The sequence below is a fragment of the Streptomyces sp. NPDC101219 genome (genome assembly GCF_044767675.1).
GTDB lineage: Bacteria > Actinomycetota > Actinomycetes > Streptomycetales > Streptomycetaceae > Streptomyces.
Genome location: NZ_JBIWOK010000023.1, coordinates 1 through 17,792, shown reverse-complemented (window position 1 = coordinate 17,792; position 17,792 = coordinate 1). Strand labels below are relative to the sequence as shown.

Here is a 17,792-nt window from a genome sequence, read left to right as displayed (position 1 = left end):
GGACTCAGCCGATCTTCTTCTCGGCCGGTGCGACCTGCTCGGCGTCGAACGTACGGGAGACCTCGGGCGCGCCCGCCGTGGTGAACTTCGCCTGGAACGTGGGCTGCAGCAGGGCGTGGTCGCCCGCACGGACGGTGTTGGAACCCTTGATGCCGGAGAAGCTGAAGCCCTCCAGCGCCTTCACCATGGCGTCGGTGTCGCCCTCGGCACCGCCGGCCTTGACCGCCTCGACGACCATCTGGGCCGCGTTGAAGCCGTCCGGGGTGAACAGGTCCTCCTGCCACTTCTTCTTGCCGAAGTAGGCACGCATGGCCTGCGCCTCGGGCGTACGGGTGGCCTCCGGCACGTAGTGCGCCAGCAGGGTCACCTTGTCGCGCGCCTTGCCGAACACCGGGTAACTGGCCCGGATGTCCAGGCCGGTGACGACGGTGGCCGCGTCCAGCACACCCTGCTGGTCCAGGGTGGACCACATCGACTGGGCGGTGTCGCCGGCCCACGCCACGAACACCATGTCCGGCCCGGCCGCCTTCACCTTGCTCGCCACCGGCGTCAGGTCGGTCGCGCTCGGCGGGGCGAGCACCGAGGTCACCGTGGTACCGCCGGTCCCCAGCACGGACTTCACCGCGGCGGCGTTGGCCTGCCCGAAGGCGTTGTCCTGCGCCAGGACGACGACCTTCTTGCCCTTGGAGTCGCCCAGGATGTTCTTGGCGGTCACCACGTCCTGGTACGTCTGCCGGCCCGAGCGGAAGGTGTAGCGGTTCACACCGGTGACCGCGTCGGTGGCCGCGGGCCCGCTGATGTACAGCGTCTTGTTCTGCGCCGCCACCGGCGCTATCTGGGTGGCCACACCGGAGGCAGCGGTCCCGGCGATGATCGGAACGCCCTGGCCGATGCGCTGCTTGGCGAGGGAGACACCCTTGGCGGGGTCGCCGCCGTCGTCGTCCTTCAACACGCTGATCTTGATGCCGTCGACGCGGCCGGTGCCGTCGGTGGCGTGGTCGAGTCCGGCTTCGAAGCCCTGCAGGTACTGCTCGCCGTAGGAGGCCAGCGGTCCGCTGGTGGAGGTGATCAGGGCGATCTCGACCTCCTTGTCACCGGAGGCGGTGCTGCTGCCCGGGCTGGAACAGGCGGCGGTGAACAGGGCGGCGACGCCGGCCACGGCGGCGGAGAGGACAACGGATCTACGCATGCTCGGTACAGCTCCTTGAGGCGGTGGCGATACGCGGAGAAGGCCGAAGGGCACCGGGGCCGCCTGCGCGGATCACCGTGCCCTCAGCGACACCCGGCAGTGTGGTGTGCGCCACCCGACCGCCACAATGTGGCTCACCTACATGTATGGGGGTCGGGTCATGTGGTCGACACCTGCACCTCCCGCGGGTGCGACGGGTACTGCGGCGCCCTTCCCGCGACAGCGGCGGCCGGCACACCGAGCCCCCGGAGCACCCCGACCGTGATGCCGCCAGGCGTGCCCGCCCCGCGCACGCGGCCCCCGGCGAGGACCCGCCCCTGACCATGTCCCGTACCCTGCCACGCAGTTGCCCCGATCACCGGTATTACAGTCGGTGCGCATGAACGCTCCCCTCCCCACCCGGCGCACCCTCATCGGCCTGGCCGTGGTCACCGGCGCCTCCGCGCTGACCGGCTGCGCCCAAGGCGACGAGCCGGACGGGACGGGAAAGAGACCGCCACCCACCCGACCCACCACGGACACGTCCGCACTGGGCGAGGCCCCGCCCGCCGCCGACGCCCCGTCGGCAGCGTCACCCGGCCGGGCCTGGCGCTACACCCATGTCCCGCCCGGCGGCCAGGACGCCTCCTACCGCGCCCTGGCCGTCACGTCACGGGACGACGTGTGGCTGCTGGGCACGCGGGACGAACCGTCCTTCGCCCCGTTCCTGGAGCACTGGGACGGCAAACGGTGGGGCGAGCCCGAGCTGCCCGACGAGCTGAGGAGGGGCGACCGGCGGTCCGTCTTCGCCCTGGCCGCGGGCGCGCCCGGTGAGCTCTGGCTCGCGCAGCGCACGGTGGACGGCACCGGCCGTCCCGCCCGTCTCGCCGTCCACCACCGCGCGGGCGGGGACTGGCAGCGCCTCCCCGACCCTCCGGCCGTCCAGGGCGAGCGGTGGCCGGGCGGTGCCATGGACGGTGCCTGGTGCGTGGCCTCCGGGACGCACCTGTGGGCGAACCTCTCCGGCAAGGTCGTCCACTGGGACGGACAACGCTGGGACGTCCCCCCTCTCGCCTTCTCCGCCGCCGCCCTGGCCGCCGCGCCTGCGGCGGACGGCGTTCCCCGCGCCTGGGTGGCCGGTGCGGCGGACGCCGAGTGCGGTCAGGGTGGCGCGTGCTACCCGCAGCCCGCCTCCGCGCGATGGGCGGACGGTGCCTGGCAGCAGATCGACGCGCCCACGTACCGGTTCCCCGACCCCGTACCGCCCGAGCCGTCCGCCACGCTCGACACCGTCGTCCACGATCCCGTGAACGACCGACTGTGGGCCCTCGGCCGCCATGACTTCAACCACGGCGAGGCGGACGTGGAACCCGACAGCGAGGACATCGTGCTGACCGGTGACGGCACCGGGTGGACGAAGGTGAGCGTCTCCGACCAGGGCCGTGCCTTCGCGACCGCCACGACCGTCCCCGACGGAACCGGTGGCCTGCTCCTGGACGCGTGGACGCGCCGGACCCGGGACGGCACGGTGCACAAGCTGCGCGCCCCGGACCGGCTGCCCGAACCGTCCGAGGTGCCGAAGCCGAAACGCCGGTACGACTTCGAGCAGCCCTTCGACATCGCCCGGACATGCCTGATCCCCGGCACCCGAACCGTGCTCGCGGTGGGAGTCGTCCGCTTCAACAACTCCTCGGACACCGGCGACCCGCCATTGCGCCCCGCACTCGCCCGCTATGACGCGGACCGCGCGAGCTGACTGCGCCCGCCGGCCCGCCCGGCCTGGCCCGGCCCGGCATCTGCCGGGGGGCCTCACTCCTGCCTCGGCGGGCGGGCGGGCTCTCGGCTCTCACCGGTCCGGCTGCTCGTACTCGTCGACCGTGCCGTCGCCGTTTTCGTCGTACAGGTACTGGTAGGAGCCGTCGTCGTAGGCCTTGCGATAGCGCATGCACCTGCCCACCGCGCGCAGTTCCGGCTCGTTGCTGTACCAACCGCGGTGAAAGGTGACCTGGATTCCGTCGTCGAACGTGGTCATGATGCCCCGCTCGACCTTCTCCACCGTGCGCCCGTCCGCCCGCCAGGAGGCTTCCAGCGCCTTCATCGCAGCGCGGTAGTCGTCGCCGTCCGCGAAGTCCAGCTTCCAGGTGTAGATCGGCTGGCTGCGCGTGACGTCGCCGTCGTCGAAGCCGAAGTCGTCGACGCAGGAGGAACTCCCCTCCTTGACCGGGGAGGGGTCGCCGGCGGGCGCCGGTGAGAGGGCGCGGTACACGGCGTTGCCGGCCCCGGTGGTGGCCCGCACATGGGCCCGCAGGTCCTCCGGCGTGCCCACCGGGCCGCCCGCCACCGCCTCGCACCCCTTGGCCACCAGCGCACACAGCGCGACGAGCGTGACGACGACGGCGGCGGTGATGAGGGCGGTTCTCTTCTCCATGCCGACGATCAAAGCGGAGCCCCGCCCGCGTGGGCACGGATCAGCTACTCAGGCGGCCTGAGCGCTGATGCTCATCCCGGCCGGCGGCCGTGTCTGTGGGAGCACGGGCGGGCGCGGAGGCGGGGGCGGCTACGCATCGAGCACGGCGGCGACGGCCTCGACCTCCACGAGCTGGTCCGTGTAGCCGAGCACCGTGACGCCCATCAGCGTGCTGGGGACGTCGTGGTCGCCGAACGCGTCCCGGACCACCTCCCAGGCGGTCACCAGATCCTCCCGCCGGTCCGATGCCACGAGAACCCTGGTGCTGATGACGTCCTCCAGAGACGCGCCGGCCGACGCGAGAGCAGTCCGCATGTTCTCCACAGCCCTGGATGCCTGGCCCGCGTAGTCGCCGACGGCAGCCGTGGAGCCGTCGTCATGGAGCGGACACGCCCCCGCGAGGAAGATGAGCCGGGACTCGGCGGGCGCCGTGGCCGCATAGGCGTACTCGGCGACGTCGGACAGGGAGTCGGAGCGGATCAGGGTCACGGCACGAGCCACGGTCGTCGGGGTCCTTTCGAGCGAGTGCAGGGTGCAGACATCCTGCCCTCCGCAGGGCTGTCACCGCCTGCCCTTTTTCCGGCCGGCGCCTCGGTATCAGACGTCCTGGAGATGGGCCGCGATACGCGCCATCGTCCGGGCGTTGTCCTCGAACAGATGGGCCTGCATACCCACCGCCCGGGCGGCAAGGACGTTCGCCTCCGCGTCGTCGACGAACAGACAGCTCTCCGGTCGCACCCCCAGGCTCGCGCATGCTTCCCCGAAGGCCTCCGGATCCGGCTTCTCGACACCGATCTCGTGCGAATAGACGATCCGCTCCACCAGTTCGTCGAAGCCGTACAGCCCCGTCTCCCGTTCCCGGGCGCCGACGAAGCTGTTGCTCAGGATGCCCAGCCTGCAGTGTCCCCGCAGCCCCCGCACATGAGCGATGAGTTCCTCGTTGGGCGTCCCCAGGTACTCCGCCCACAGGTCGGCCATGAAGGCGTCCACCTCGGGGCCGGCGAGGCCCAGGCGCGATCCCACCTGCTCGTGCACCTGGCGTTCACTGATCCCGCCGACGCTTCCGGCCTGCCACACGTCACGCATCCGCTCGTGGATGGTGCCGGGCGGCAACTGCAGCCGCTCCTCCCACCGTTGGACCCACCCAGTGTCCGGCGTGATCTCCAGCACGCCGCCGATGTCGAGGATGATGCACGGTGTGGCCACGACAGTCCCCTCCCTTTCGCTTGATGTCCCCGGCAGGGCAGGAAGCACCAGCCCCGGTTCACCGGTCCTCCGAACAGGGACACTGTCGGCCTTTCCGCCGGGGCAGGGTCAAGCGATCTTGGGTTCCTGTGGCAGTTCTGTTGCGGCCGTGGGGCGAGTGCGGCCGTGGGGCGAGTTGGCCGCAGGCGGAGTAGCCAGGGCGAGGGCGGGGGCGCGGCCCGGGACGTGTTCGGGATCGGGTCAGGAGCTGCTGCGCGGAATAACCAGGCCGGACTCGTAGGCGAGGACGACGAGTTGGGCGCGGTCCCGGGCGTGGAGTTTGGTCATGGCCCGGTTGATGTGGGTCTTGGCGGTCGCCGGGCTGATGACCAGACGGTGGGCGATCTCGTCGTTGGACAGGCCGTGGGCGGCCAGCACGACCGCCTCGCGTTCGCGGCTGGTCAGCTCGGCGAGCCCGCTGCCGCTGCCGGTGCCTGCGAGGGTGCGCGGTGGCTGGGTGAGGTACCGGTCGATGAGTCTGCGGGTGAGGGCGGGTGCGAGCAGCGCGTCACCACGGGCGGCGACGCGTACGGCGTGCAGGAAGTCCTCCGGAAGGATGTCCTTGACCAGGAAGCCGGCCGCTCCGGCGCGCAGCGCGTCGACGACGTACTCGTCCATGCCGTAGTTGGTCAGCATGACGACGTGCACGCCGGCCAGGGCCGGGTCCGCGGCGATGCGGCGGGTCGCTTCGATGCCGTCCATGACGGGCATCTGGATGTCGACGAGAGCGACATCGGGCAACTGCTCCTTGACGAGCGCCAGGCATTCCCGGCCGTCGGCGGCCTCGGCCACCACCTCGATGTCGTCCTCGAGGTCGAGCAGCGCACGGAAACCGCTGCGGATGAGCGGCTGGTCATCGACCAGGACAACCCGGATCACGAGGCTCCGTTCGTAGGCAGTTCGGCCTGCACGGTGAAGCCGCCCGTGCTGCGCGGCCCGGTGTGCAGCCGCCCGCCCAGGGCTGTGACGCGTTCCCGCATGCCGAGCAGCCCGAGGCCCGGCCCGAGTGTCGGTGCGGAGGGCGGCACGGCGGTGCCGTCGTCGTCGACGCGCAGGGCGAGAGCGTCCGGCCGGTAGTCGATGAGCACCCTGGCCGTGGTGGCAGCGGCGTGCCGGGCCACGTTGGTGAGCGACTCCTGAACGATCCGGTAGGCGGTGCGGCTCACTGCAGCCGGCACGGCATGCGGATGGCCCCCAATGGTCAGCGTCGTCTCCAGACCTGCTCCCTGGAACCGCTCCACCAGCTGAGGGATGTGATCGAGGCCGTGCGGCGGGCTGGTGTCGTCGTCGCGCAGCGCCTCCAGGGTCGCGCGCAACTCCCGGCTCGCCTCCCGCCCGGCTTCCTGGATCGCGAGCAGGGCAGGGGAGATCTGCTCACCTCGGCGCCGCGCCACATGCACGGCCACCTCGGACTGCACCTTGATCACCGAGATCTGGTGGGTGAGCGCATCATGCAGTTCCCGCGCGATGCGCAACCGCTCCTCGTCGGCCCGGCGGCGCGCGGTCTCCTCGCGGGTGCGCTCGGCTTCGTCGGCCCGCCGTTCGGCCAGCCGCACCGCCTCCCCGGCGGCGAAGGCAGCGATCAGCCAGGCGAGCTCGAGCGTGTTGCGGGCCTGCGCCACGGCTTCGCCCGGGCCCGCGTCGTGCAGGACCAGGGCCGTGAGGGGGAGCAGAACCAGCAGGCCGACGGAGACGGCCAGTGTGACGGTGCGGTGCCCGGCACGTACCGCACCGTAGACCGCGACCAGGTAGGCCACGGTGAGCACGTCGAACCCGGCCCCCAGATAGCCCACCGCACACAGCCCGGTGACGGCCAGGACCACGCGCGGCACCCGGCGGCGCGCGGCCAGCGCCAGCCCGCCGGCTACCAGCAGCACGGCTCCGAGCAGCTCGCGCGCTCCGGACGGATGCGCCCCCGACAGCCCGGTGACCAGCAGCAACGCCGCCACACCCAGAGCGATGGCCCCGTCGGTGACTGCGGCCGGGACAGCGAACCGTCCTTTGTCCATAGGTGCACCGTAACCGGATGGGGTGGTGGGCGCGTCCGGCCTGTGGACGAGCGGACGGCTACCACGTCCGCGGTACCGGCGAGCCGCCTGCCGCCCCCGCGGTACCCGGGTGCCGCCGCGGCAGCAGAGGCAAGTGTCCGCGTCTGCTGGACGACCGGCAGGCCCGCCGGCGCGCATGCTCTGGATGGCAGCACCGAAGCACGGAAGAGCACGGGCGGCAGCCAAGAAGGGCTGCCGCGGAAGAGAAGAGGAAGGGGAGCGGCATGAGCGTTTCAGCAGCACTCATGGCGGCCGCCGAGGGCGGCATCATCGGCGACGGACGCACCGGGGCCAACCTGGCTCTGGCCGCGGGGGCGCTCGGGCTGGTCATCGCCTGGCTGGTCCTGTCGCGCACCGGCCGCCGGATGAGCACCGACCGAGCGCGCACCGGCGGGCTTGCGGCCATCGCGGCGGGCACGGCCGGCACGGTTCTCGCGGTACTGCACCTGGCCACCGCCAGTGGCGGCCCGGGCACCGGCAACGGACTCGTCGGCGCCGTCGTGGCCGTCCCGCTCGGGCTGGGCGCCGTACTCCTCGGCCGCAGGGCCCTGACCCGGTGCCGCAGCGCCGCCCGGCCCGCCGATCGGACGACCGCCTGACAGCCGGCTCGAAGACGTAAGCGTCCGAGACGTAAGCGTCCGAGACGTACGGCCGCGACCGATGCGGCCCCGGCGTCCCGCCCGTCAGCCGAAGACGTCCAGGACATCCGCCCAGGAGGAGCCGCCGCCCTCGGCGGGCCGGGGCCGCACCGGGCGCGGCTCCGGGTAGGTCTCCGCGGCGGCCCGCGCCCGGACGATGTCGGGCCCGCCGCATGCCTCGACCGCGAAGGTGCCGAAGACCTCGGCGAACGCGGCCGGATCACGGAACTCCACGCCGAACGCCCGGCCGTCCCGCAGCGGTACCCAGACCACCCGGTCGCGCCGCGCCCATTCCCGCACCGGCTGCTCGTCGGCGGTCGACCGGCCCTCCAGCCACAGCCGTGCCACGTGCAGCAGGTTCACCTTCTCCATCGGCAGCCGCTTGCGTCGCACCCGCAGGTCACGCACCGTCAGTTGCACGCGCTGGTCCTTCTTCGGATACCAGACGACACCGACCCCGAAGGGCAGCCACAACATGAGCCCGATCAGCGGCCAGACCAGTGCGTCCCCCCACGACCGCAGCAGCCCGCCGTCCAGGACGGCCAACGAGCCGAAGACGACCACCCACTTCGTCGTCATGCGCCAGAATCCGGTGCCCTGCCGATACAGAACCCGTCGCTTCCCCGTCATCACCATGACCGCACGCTATCCGCCAAACCCGGCACCGCCGTCGCCCGAACTCGGCGGCACCGGCCCCGCGCTCGCCCCGTCGCCGTCGCCGTCGCCGTCGGCCGGGCCGCCGCCGTCCACGCACGTCATCGACACGACCACGGGCACGTCCAGCCCTTGGGCCGCTTCCCCGGGCAGGGGGGCCACAACGGTCCAGTTGCCCTTGGCGAGGGTGAGCGTCTGGGCACCCATGTCCGGCCCGGTTCGCCAGCCGTACTCGGAGCGGGCCCGTGCGAAAGCCGCCCGCACAGCGGCCTCCGCCCTCTGCAGCGAGTGCCGGCCGTGCAGCCGCTCCAGGCACCTTCCGGAGCCGTCCGACGGCTCCCTGTCCACCTCGATGCCCTCGGCCGCCAGAACCGACCGCACCTCCGACACCGCCGTGTCCGCAGACAAGGCAGCACCGGAGAACCGGGGCGGCAGCGGCTCGGGCGGCGTAGGCACACACGCTGCCACCCCCGCCAGCACCGTCGCGACCAGACCTGCCCGGACCGTACGCCGCATGCGCCGTCGAACGATGGTGCCGCCCCCTTTGCCCCGTACCCGGTCACCATGACCCGCCGACTATTGTGCCGCCCCGACACTGCCCCCGGACCGCAGCCCCTCGACCGAGACGCTCGGAAACAACAACATGAGCCTGCCGCGCGGTACAACGGAGGGCCGTACGAGGTGGGTTGTGCACCCGGGCAGCGCTGCGGCCGCGCGACTGCCCCCTCCAACCCCTGGACCAGGCAAGGAGCGCGACCCGCTGATGCAGTCCCCCGACTCCCCGCACTCCGACGACACTCGACAGGCCGGACACTCCGGTCACCCGGCGGACGATCGCCCCCACCACCCGGACGACGATCGCACCCTGCTCCGCGGAATCCTTGCCGTGCCAGTGGTGCTGCTGACGCTCGCGGCAGCGTTCTGCCTCTGGTTGGCGATGAACACCCAACCGGACGGAGATGACGACCAGGCCGCCTACGGCGGTATCGAGCTTGGCTGCGCCCTGGCCATCGGTTCCGCAGGCGCGGCGGGAGCCCTGTGGCTGGCGCCTTCGGTGCGGCGGGTCATGAGGTGGCCGTGGGCAGTACCGGCCGTGACGCTCGGGGTGGCGGCCGCGGTGCGGTGGGGCCTGTCCGGCCCCGGATAACGCCCCACCATGTACGCGGAACGCACGTCCGAAGTACGCGATACGTGCGATCCCTGGTCTACAGTGGCGGCCAGGAGGTATCCGTGTCCGAGTTGTTCGATGCGATCGACGCGCTGGTCGCGTCCCGCGCTCCGCTGCCGCCGCCGGACGAGCGCAGGCGTCTGCGCAAGGCCCACGGCCTGACGGTCGAAGAGGTCGCCACGGCGCTGAAGGTACGCCGTGCCACCGTCAGCGGATGGGAGGCCGGAAAGACCGAGCCGCGACCGCCGGAACGCGACGCGTATGCCCGGCTCCTCCAACAGCTCGCGGAACTCTACCCACCCCCTGCTGCCCTGGCCGTGCCCGCGCGGGACACAGCGGCACCGGCGGCCACGAGCCCGCTCGATCCGAACGAACCGGCGGCACCGGCCGCACCCGCTGCACCGGCCGAACCAGCTGCAGAGGCCACCCCACCACCCCCGCCCAGCGAGCCCGCCATTCCACCCCCCGGCGCTGCAACCGAGACGGGCCGGGGCGCCACTCAGCCCCACACCGCTCCCGGGGCCCCCGCCCCGAAGTCGGCCCGCATCTCCGCCCCCTCCCCGGTGTCCGCAGGCCCAGCCGCAAGGACGACAACCTCAGCGGGCACGCCGGAGGCACCCGACTCGCGCTTCGCCAACGGGCCACTCGCCGTCGTGGATGTGGACGCCGAGGGCGGCCGAGTGCTGGCGTACTGCACCGGCGGTCTGATGCTGGAGGTGCCTGCCAAGAGCATCCCCGCCCTGATGGACTGGACCCTGCGCGAGGCCAAGCTGGGGCAGCCGAGGCTGTCCGGGCCGGGCCGGGACGCCGATCCGCTGCTCGTCCTCACCGGGGCCGCGCTGGAGCGCTACGGTCTGCCCGCCGCACTGTCGGACGGTGAGCGGCTGGCCGGACGGATCGGGGAGGGGCACAAGGTCGTCAAGCAGCTGACGCGTGCCGGCTGGAAGCTCACCAAGCGCGGCTTCGGACCGTGGGCGCGGATCTACCGCCCTGCGCAGGGAGCGGAGCGGTCCTGCGTGCAGGTGTGCATCCCGTCGTGGAACGCACTGGACCCCCGCCATTGGGGCGACGCCGCCGATCTTCCCCCGGCGGAGCTGGCCCGGGTTCTGGGCGTGTACGCGTCGAGGGTGATGACACCGTGCGGCTCGACCGCGGTGACCGGCCTCGAGCTGATGACCGCGCTGCACCCGCCGACCCGCGCTTCCCAGCCGGACGCGGACGGCCGCCGGCATTCCGAGCGCAACCCGGGCAGCCTGGGCAGCGACCCGGTGGACTGCGCACCGTGCGAGGCCCCGGACGGGCATCCGCTGCTGAAGGATCTGCCGCGTTTCCACGTCCGAGGCCCCGGCGAGAAGCTGTTCGAGGAGGCGTACGACTGGGCGCGGCCCATGACGGACGCGGAGTGCACCCTGCGCCACCTGGTCGGCATCGACGTCAACATGGCCTTCGCCGCGGGCGCCAACGGCCTGAACGTCGGTCTGGGTGCGCCCACGCACGTCACGTCCCCGGTGTTCGACCCGAAACTGCCCGGCTCGTGGCTGGTCGACCTGTCTCACATCGACCTGTCCCGCGTGAAGGCCGGCAAGGAGTGGGTGGAGCTGGACGGCGACCTGCTGCCCTCCCCGTTCACGCCGAAGGGCGAGCGGCCGACCGGCCCGGCCTGGTACGCCACACCCACCGTCGCCTACGCCCAGGAGCTCGGCTACGAGGTCCGCCCGCTGGAGGCGTACGTCCGCCACGACAACGGCCGTTACCTGGACGGCTGGTACCAGCGGCTGCGTGACGCCTACCTCGCCACCATGGCCGACCTCGGCGTCCACGCCGACATGGCCCCGGCCGACTTCCTCGCGGCGATGGACGGCTGGGCGGGGCGTGACCCGGAGCTGGCGATCGTCGTGTCGGCGGTCAAGGCGACGGTCAAGGGCGGCCTGGGCAAGCTGCGTGAGCGCCCGCGCGGTGAGGGCTGGCGGCCGGGGGAGCCGTGGCGGGCTCTGTCCCGTCCGACGTGGCGCCCTGACATCCGGGCGGCGGTCATCTCGCGCACCCGCATCAACCTGCACCGCAAGATGGTCCGGCACGCGGCGTTCACCGGCCAGTACCCGGTGGCGGTCCTGTCCGACTGCGTCGTCTACGCCGCCGACGGCACCAGCCCGCTGGACGTCCTGCCCTACCGGGACGGCAAGCCGCTGCCCGGCGGTTTCAAGCTGGGCGTCAACCCCGGCCTCGTCAAGCACGAGGGCACCCAGAGCGTCCTGTGGGGCGAAGAGGTCCGTGAGCGCTTCGACGCTCCGGAACTCAACCTCGCCCGCTACATCAAGGACGGCACCGTCACCGGCGTCGACGACGGAGAGTAGGAGAGGCGGCCGAGATGAGCCTGTTCGGGGACGGCCTGGACGCCGCGGTGCACAAGTCCTTCACCCGCCCGGCGCCCAAGAGCGCACCTGCCCAAATGCGGTACCTGGTCCGGCAGATGAAGGGCACGCGCGCGGTTGCCCAACTGCTGCGCGTCTCCCAGCGCACCGTCGAACGCTACGTCAGGAACCAGATCAGAAAGCCCCGTCCGGACCTGGCCGCGCGCCTGGAGCGTGAGGTGACCAAGCGGTGGCAGCCACGGATCAGGGCCAGGGCCAAGGCACAGGCAGCGAGCACGGGGGGCATCGTCATCGACACCCGCGCCCGCCTCGGCTACACCGCCCCGATCGGGTCGACGGACCAGGACCGCATCCGGCACCTGACCGTCGCCCTGCCCCCCGTCTACGCCGCCCGCCTCTTCGACGCCCAGGAGGCAGGCGCCGGCGACGCCCGATTGCGGGAGATCGCGGCCGAAGCGCTCAAGGAGGTCTACTTCCAGGACGGCGGCCGCCGCGCGGGCAGCCTGGAAGAGGTCCGGTTCACCGACATCGAGCATGTGGAATTCGAGCTGTAGAGACCGCACCGGCGTCGGCACGACACTGCCCATGGGCTGAGTCGTGGATGATGTCAGCTTCAGTCGCACGCCTGAACTGATCGCGTCGACAGCCCGACTGCACTCCTCGTGGCTCGCCGCGCGTGACGAGTGGCCTCCAGGCGCCCACCAGGACGGCACGGGCCTGCGTCTTGCCCCCGATGGCCACCTCGACAGCCCCGGCGTCCTCTCGGAGTGGGTCGCACGACTGCACCAGCAATCGGACAGGTCGGTCGCTGTGTGCGAGGAGCGCGTGCATGCCACCCACTGGTGGATCGTCGAGGGCGCCGACTACCTGCGAGCGAGCGACCTGCGGCACTACCTGAACGCCCTCCTGCTCGGCATCGGCGGGCACATCGGCTACAGCGTCCGGCCCTCCTACCGGAGGCGCGGCCTGGCAACGTGGGCTCTCGGGGCGGTACTCCCCGAGGCCCGAGCGCTCGGCTTGGACCGCGTCCTCGTGACGTGCGACGACGACAACACCGGGTCGCGCCGCAGCATCGAACGCAACGGCGGCGTCCTGGAAGACGTCCGCACCACCAGCGCGGGCATCAAGCGCCGCTACTGGATCACCCTGTAGGCGATCGTGCGAGGGCCTATCACCACCCCGCGCCTCCGACAGTGATCAACACGGTGCCGTAGGCCTTTCCGGCCCTGCCTTCTGGGGGCTTCGTCCGTGATCGCGCCGCCGAGCGGCACGGACGCGCGACGGGACCCCGCACCCTCACTCGTCCCCGCCGTGCGTCTAGTGAGAGCGGGTGGGACGATGGGAACCGGAGTCCGTCCGGCCCGCAACTCGCCCATGGGCCCTTCGGCTTCGTGGAGCCTTCTCCGGTTCCGGGAGGCTGTATGTCCTGGTTCCCCTCCCACACCCGCGGTGCACGCAGCGCCCTCGCAGGGCTGCTGCTGTGCGCGCTGCCCTGGGCCGGCCCCGGCGCGGTCGCCGCCGCAGCGGACACGGACCCTGATCCGTCACCGGCTGCGCGTACCGAAGCCGGTGACGATGAGGTCAGCGGACTCGTGGACATCGGCGACGGACGCAAGATCTACGCGGCCTGCAAGGGCACCCACGCCCGCAGCGGCTCTCCGACGGTGGTCCTCATCGCGGGCAAGGGCAACGGCGCCGAGGACTGGATGTCGATCCTGGACCCGGACGACCCCGCACACGACGCGCCCGGCGACGACCTGCCCTGGCGGGAGAGCGGCATACACCGCAGCAGCGACTCGGTGTTCTCGCAGGTCTCCCGCTTCACCCGGGTGTGCACCTACGACCGCCCGGACGTCCGCGCCACAGGTGGCGACGTTTCCACGCCCAGGCCGCAGCCGCACACCATCGACGCCGACGTGCACGACCTCGGCGCACTGCTGACCGCCCTCGGCGAGCCGGGACCCTACGTCCTCGTGGCCCACTCCTACGGCGGTCTGATCGCCACCCTCTACACGCGCACGCATCCGCAGAACGTCGCGGGCCTGGTGATGGTGGACGCCGTCACCGAGCACATGACCGAGGTCGCGAGCCCCCAGGCGGTGAAGAACTGGGACGCCTCCAACGCCCAGACGTCACCGCAGTCCGGAGAAGGAGTGCGCCTCCTCGACGCCTTCAAGAAGATCAACACCGCCGCCGAGCCGCCCGCCGTCCCGGCCATCGTGCTGTCCGCGGACAAGCCGTGGCGCGTCGACCTCCTGCCCCCCGAGGCAAGGAAGGGCGAACAGGTCACCTTCGAGAACTGGCTGGCCTCCCAGCAGCGCCTGAGCGCGGCCCTCGACGCCCGGAAGTACATCAAGAACACCGACAGCGGCCACGACATCTACCTCTACCGGCCCCGCCTGGTCATCGACACGATCCGCGACGTCGTCGACGCATCACCCTGAACCGCCGACGCCCCGACCGGCCCTCCTGGCCGGCGCTGACACGGAGGTCGTACCGGAGCCGGTGGCTGCGGGCGGGCGCCCATCCAGTACATGGCGGGGTCGATGTCGCGTGCGCTCCAGCCGTCGGCGTGTGCTGAGCCGTGGCGCAGGAGGTCGTCGAGGAGTTGCGTGGAGCGGCCGCAGCGTCCCGGCGCGGGGGTGAGGGTCAGACCCAGGGAGCCGATTGCGTGGTGCACGCGGCGGTCGTAGACAGCCATCCGCGCGGCGTTCGGGTCGACCGCCGGGTACCACCCCGCGGCATTCGGTCAGGTCCGATGGATTTGTGCCGTTGATCGGCAATCCGCCTCCAAGGTCACTGAAGCCCCGCTACACAGGATGCTCCGGCTGACCGCGCATGCGGTCCGCGCGCGCATCACGGGGCTGGGGACGGACGAGGAACTGGGGGAGTGATGGCAGCACGTCGCTGGCACCGGCGCTTGAAGAAGCGGACGCGGAGGCGGCTACAGGGCTTGGCTGCGGTGGCGGCAGCGGCAGCCGTGGTGTGGGCGGTCCGGAACTGGTCGGTGGTGTGGCCCGTCCTGGTGTCGGTGTGCGCCGCAGCCGTGTCGGGTGGGGCCGGATGGAAGCTGCTGCGGGCGCACCGGAACGCGGTCGGCGAGGACCGCGCGTGGCGGGCGCAGGAGGAGGCCCGGGCACGGGAGTTGTCGATGGCCGAGGTCGACGCCTTGTCGTGGCAGGAGTTCGAGGCATACGTCGCCGATCTGTGCCGACGGGACGGCTGCACGAAGGTCGAGGTCAGCGGCAGGAGCGGCGACCTGGGCGCGGATGTGGTCGGCTACCTGGCCGACGGCCGCAAACTGGTCGTCCAGTGCAAGAAGTACGCGCCGCACCGGAGTGTGTCCTCGCAGGACATGCAGAAGTTCGTCGGCACCGCCCGCCTCGAACACGGCGCCGACATCGCGTTGTTCGTCACCACCTGCCGCACGTTCACGAAGGCCGCGCTGGGGCTGGCGCTGCGCCAGGACATCGTGGCCCTGCACCGCGACCTGCTGGGCGCCTGGGTCAAGGGCGCTCACCTGGAGACCCTGATCCCGCTGAACGGACACGGCGGTGGCACGAGGCGGCGCCCCACAGTCTGACCATTGCACCGTCGCGACCCGGCACCCGGCCGTCACCGCGACCCGTCACCAGGGCGACGAGCATTCCCGCCGCCGGCCGCGATCCGCACCTCGCACAACGGGGATGCCGAACACCGCCCCTACGGAGATTCTCAGGCGCGCACAGGACTCCCCGCCGCCAACGAGACCTGAGCCGGGCCCTGGCCGAGGGGCCTGCCCTCCTGCGCGACGAGGCGACAGAAGGACGGAGCCAGGTCGCCCCGGCCGTCTCCGGGCCGGGCGGGCCGGGCCATCCGGCCGGAGCCGGGGCCCTTGACGACACGGCTCCGGCCGAGGCCGGTCAGATCAGCAGACGCAGGGCCGTGTCACTGATCCCCGCCCGCAGGCTCTGGCCCCAGGTCAGTGACAGTGCGTCCGACTCCATGCCGTCGCCGAAGACGACGAGACGGTCGCTCTCGACGGTGACCCGCAGCCCCTCGGCGCCGGACAGGGTGCCGGCCGCCCGGGAGGTCCCCGTCGCGGGAGACGGCCAGGCTTCGCGTACGAACCACAGCAGACGCCGCTCGGCCGGGGAGGGCAGTGCCAGGGTGCTGCCGCGCTCGAGCCACAGCGAGCGCAGCCATCCGGTTGCCCCGGTCCCCGTTCCGACGATGATGCCTGACGACGCCTGCGCTTCCGGGGCGGCGCCGTCGCGGTCGGGGCCGATCCGGTAACGGACGGTCTGGTGGCTCGTCGGCCCGAGGAAGATCTCGTTCAGGGCGACCAGCCGCTGAGTGTCGTCCGCGACCGCCTCCACCATGGTCAGTTCCTCCGCCGCCGGGCCCCGTTGGGCGGCGGCCCGCAGCAGCCTGCCGGCGTCTGCGGGCCGGTGGCGTACGAGGACGCCCGGATTGCGGCCGGGATCGGTGTCGATGCCGACCACCGGCTGGCCCGACAGGTACTTCGCCGTGTTGGCGACGAGGCCGTCCTGTCCCACGACCACCACGATGTCCTCCGGGCCGAAGAGGAACCGGTCGAGGTCGGACCGTTCGACGCGGGCCTGCCGCCAGGTCAGCGGTATCGCGGCCGCCACGTCGGCGATGGCCCGCGCCGCGCGGCGATGGCGGTCGGCCACGTCGGTGATGCTCCTGCCCCGTGAGGCGAGGAAGAACTCCGCCTGCCCGCGGGTGCCGTGCCGGGCGAGCAGTTCCTCGTACTCGGTCGTGCGGTGGACGAGCACGGCGCGCGGGGCGAGGCTCACGGCCGTGCCTCCGCCACGGATTCCTCTGCGCTGCCGGCTGCCGTCGGCGCCGCCGCGCCGAGCTTGGCCAGCAGGCCGGTGAGGACGTCCGGCGACAGGGTGAGGCTGTCGACGCGGGGCAGGTTCTCGGCGAGCCGGGTCACCGCCAGCGCGTGCAGGACGGCCGGGCCCACCTCTGCGTGGACCCGCAGCCAGGCGGCCTGCGTCTCGGCACGGGCCGCGCCGGTGCGTTCCGCCGCCTCTGCCTCCGCGCGGGCGAGGCGCACCATGCGTGAGGCCTCGGCCTCCGCCCGTACGGCGTCGGCCGCCGCGTTCTCCTCCGCCCGGCGGCGTGCGTTGGTGCCGTTCTGCTCGACCAGTTGCTCCTCACGGCGAGCGAGTTCGATCTTGCTGGCCAACTCGTTCTCCGCGATGGCGCGTTCGCGCTCGACCGCCACCGCGCGCCGCTCGTAGGTGGCGCGGTCCGCCTCCTGCTGGATCTGTTCCCTGGCCGGCGTGCGCAGCGCGCGCTCGACCTCGGGCTCGGGCCGGACGGCCACCACGCGCACGGCGACCGCCTCGATGCCGGTGGCGGGCAGGCGGGGATCGGCGGCCAGACCACTGCTCACCCGCTCGCGGACCGTGGCGACGCCGTCGGCGAGGGCGGACGCCAGAGGGGTACGGGCGAGCACGTCGAGGGCGTGCTGCTGGGCGGATTCGGTGAGCAGCGTGGCGATCTGCTCCAGGGGCGCGCCGCGCCAGGCACCGGAATCCGGGTCGATGGAGAAGTCGAGGCGGGTGGCGGCCGTCGCCGGGTCGTGGATCCGGTAGGTGACGGTCGCCTGGACGCCGACGTCCTGGAAGTCCGAGGTGCGTGCGTGGAAGGCGACGGCCAGTTCCCGGTCGTCCACGGGCACTTCGGAGAGCGAGGCGGTGAGCGCCCGGAACCAGAAACTCAGCCCCGGTCCGTCGTGCACGAGCCGGCCGTTCCGGTGGTACCGCACATGGGCAGTGGGCGCGGAGCGCAGGTGACGCCAGCCGAGGCGTGAGGTGATGTCGGCCATGTGAGACCCCCCTTTTTCGTCGCCATGACGATATCCATCGAGCGCTTCTATCGTCAAGGAGACGAAAACCCACATGCCCGCACCTGCCGCCTGCCCCGTTATCTTCTTCGCGGTCCTGCAAGAGGGCCGCTGGCCTCCGGGCCCGGCATGACTGTTGCCCCCTGTCGATGGGATGACCTGGGGGGTG

18 protein-coding genes are annotated in these 17,792 nt (G+C 72.1%); 8 read left to right on the top strand and 10 right to left on the bottom strand.

The window, feature by feature from the left end:
- Positions 1-4: 4 nt before the first annotated feature.
- Positions 5-1,189 carry an ABC transporter substrate-binding protein gene (locus ACIRPP_RS30380; RefSeq protein ID WP_403649479.1) on the bottom strand — a complete coding sequence of 395 codons (1,185 nt, stop codon included), beginning with the start codon at positions 1,187-1,189 and terminating at the stop codon, positions 5-7.
- Positions 1,190-1,568: 379 nt separating this feature from the next.
- On the opposite strand from ACIRPP_RS30380, the gene ACIRPP_RS30375 reads away from it, so the two are divergent.
- Positions 1,569-2,924 carry a hypothetical protein gene (locus ACIRPP_RS30375; protein WP_403649476.1) on the top strand — a complete coding sequence of 452 codons (1,356 nt, stop codon included), beginning with the start codon at positions 1,569-1,571 and terminating at the stop codon, positions 2,922-2,924.
- 90 nt (positions 2,925-3,014) lie between these two features.
- Here ACIRPP_RS30375 and ACIRPP_RS30370 read toward each other — a convergent pair whose 3' ends face one another.
- From ACIRPP_RS30370 to ACIRPP_RS30350, 5 genes are all read right to left on the bottom strand, one after another.
- Positions 3,015-3,596, bottom strand: a complete 582-nt coding sequence (locus tag ACIRPP_RS30370) for a hypothetical protein (protein ID WP_403649473.1) — start codon at positions 3,594-3,596, stop codon at positions 3,015-3,017.
- Between the two features lie 129 nt (positions 3,597-3,725).
- On the bottom strand, positions 3,726-4,136 hold the full coding sequence (locus tag ACIRPP_RS30365) for a RidA family protein (RefSeq protein WP_403649470.1): 411 nt from the start codon (positions 4,134-4,136) through the stop codon (positions 3,726-3,728).
- Between the two features lie 96 nt (positions 4,137-4,232).
- Positions 4,233-4,841, bottom strand: a complete 609-nt coding sequence (locus ACIRPP_RS30360) for an HAD family hydrolase (RefSeq protein WP_403649467.1) — start codon at positions 4,839-4,841, stop codon at positions 4,233-4,235.
- Between the two features lie 240 nt (positions 4,842-5,081).
- Positions 5,082-5,759, bottom strand: a complete 678-nt coding sequence (locus ACIRPP_RS30355; protein ID WP_403649464.1) for a response regulator — start codon at positions 5,757-5,759, stop codon at positions 5,082-5,084.
- Positions 5,756-6,889, bottom strand: coding sequence for a sensor histidine kinase (locus ACIRPP_RS30350; RefSeq protein ID WP_403649461.1), 1,134 nt, complete (start codon positions 6,887-6,889; stop codon positions 5,756-5,758). The genes ACIRPP_RS30355 and ACIRPP_RS30350 overlap by 4 nt, the downstream gene beginning before the upstream one ends.
- Positions 6,890-7,152: 263 nt before the next feature.
- Between ACIRPP_RS30350 and ACIRPP_RS30345 the strand changes: the two genes are divergently transcribed.
- Complete coding sequence (locus tag ACIRPP_RS30345; protein WP_403649458.1) at positions 7,153-7,527, top strand: DUF6223 family protein; 375 nt, start codon at positions 7,153-7,155, stop codon at positions 7,525-7,527.
- An 84-nt stretch (positions 7,528-7,611) separates the two neighbouring features.
- On the opposite strand, the gene ACIRPP_RS30340 is transcribed toward ACIRPP_RS30345, so the two are convergent.
- Positions 7,612-8,145, bottom strand: a complete 534-nt coding sequence (locus ACIRPP_RS30340) for a hypothetical protein (protein ID WP_403649455.1) — start codon at positions 8,143-8,145, stop codon at positions 7,612-7,614.
- A 66-nt stretch (positions 8,146-8,211) separates the two neighbouring features.
- Positions 8,212-8,628 carry a hypothetical protein gene (locus ACIRPP_RS30335; RefSeq protein ID WP_403649452.1) on the bottom strand — a complete coding sequence of 139 codons (417 nt, stop codon included), beginning with the start codon at positions 8,626-8,628 and terminating at the stop codon, positions 8,212-8,214.
- Positions 8,629-8,983: 355 nt separating this feature from the next.
- On the opposite strand from ACIRPP_RS30335, the gene ACIRPP_RS30330 reads away from it, so the two are divergent.
- The 6 genes from ACIRPP_RS30330 (at position 8,984) to ACIRPP_RS30305 (ending at position 15,343) form a co-directional block, all read left to right on the top strand.
- Positions 8,984-9,367 carry a hypothetical protein gene (locus ACIRPP_RS30330; RefSeq protein WP_403649449.1) on the top strand — a complete coding sequence of 128 codons (384 nt, stop codon included), beginning with the start codon at positions 8,984-8,986 and terminating at the stop codon, positions 9,365-9,367.
- 83 nt (positions 9,368-9,450) lie between these two features.
- Complete coding sequence (gene tap, locus ACIRPP_RS30325; RefSeq protein WP_403649446.1) at positions 9,451-11,742, top strand: telomere-associated protein Tap; 2,292 nt, start codon at positions 9,451-9,453, stop codon at positions 11,740-11,742.
- Between the two features lie 14 nt (positions 11,743-11,756).
- Complete coding sequence (gene tpg / locus ACIRPP_RS30320; protein ID WP_360594965.1) at positions 11,757-12,314, top strand: telomere-protecting terminal protein Tpg; 558 nt, start codon at positions 11,757-11,759, stop codon at positions 12,312-12,314.
- A 271-nt stretch (positions 12,315-12,585) separates the two neighbouring features.
- A complete protein-coding gene (locus tag ACIRPP_RS30315) occupies positions 12,586-12,912 on the top strand; it encodes a GNAT family N-acetyltransferase (RefSeq protein WP_403649442.1) in 327 nt (108 codons plus the stop codon).
- A 269-nt stretch (positions 12,913-13,181) separates the two neighbouring features.
- A complete protein-coding gene (locus ACIRPP_RS30310) occupies positions 13,182-14,204 on the top strand; it encodes an alpha/beta fold hydrolase (RefSeq protein ID WP_403649439.1) in 1,023 nt (340 codons plus the stop codon).
- A 518-nt stretch (positions 14,205-14,722) separates the two neighbouring features.
- Positions 14,723-15,343 carry a restriction endonuclease gene (locus ACIRPP_RS30305; RefSeq protein WP_403649436.1) on the top strand — a complete coding sequence of 207 codons (621 nt, stop codon included), beginning with the start codon at positions 14,723-14,725 and terminating at the stop codon, positions 15,341-15,343.
- A 319-nt stretch (positions 15,344-15,662) separates the two neighbouring features.
- On the opposite strand, the gene ACIRPP_RS30300 is transcribed toward ACIRPP_RS30305, so the two are convergent.
- Both ACIRPP_RS30300 and ACIRPP_RS30295 read right to left on the bottom strand, forming a co-directional pair.
- Positions 15,663-16,562 carry a hypothetical protein gene (locus ACIRPP_RS30300; RefSeq protein ID WP_403649433.1) on the bottom strand — a complete coding sequence of 300 codons (900 nt, stop codon included), beginning with the start codon at positions 16,560-16,562 and terminating at the stop codon, positions 15,663-15,665.
- On the bottom strand, positions 16,559-17,605 hold the full coding sequence (locus ACIRPP_RS30295) for an SPFH domain-containing protein (RefSeq protein WP_403649430.1): 1,047 nt from the start codon (positions 17,603-17,605) through the stop codon (positions 16,559-16,561). The genes ACIRPP_RS30300 and ACIRPP_RS30295 overlap by 4 nt, the downstream gene beginning before the upstream one ends.
- Positions 17,606-17,792 lie beyond the last annotated feature (187 nt).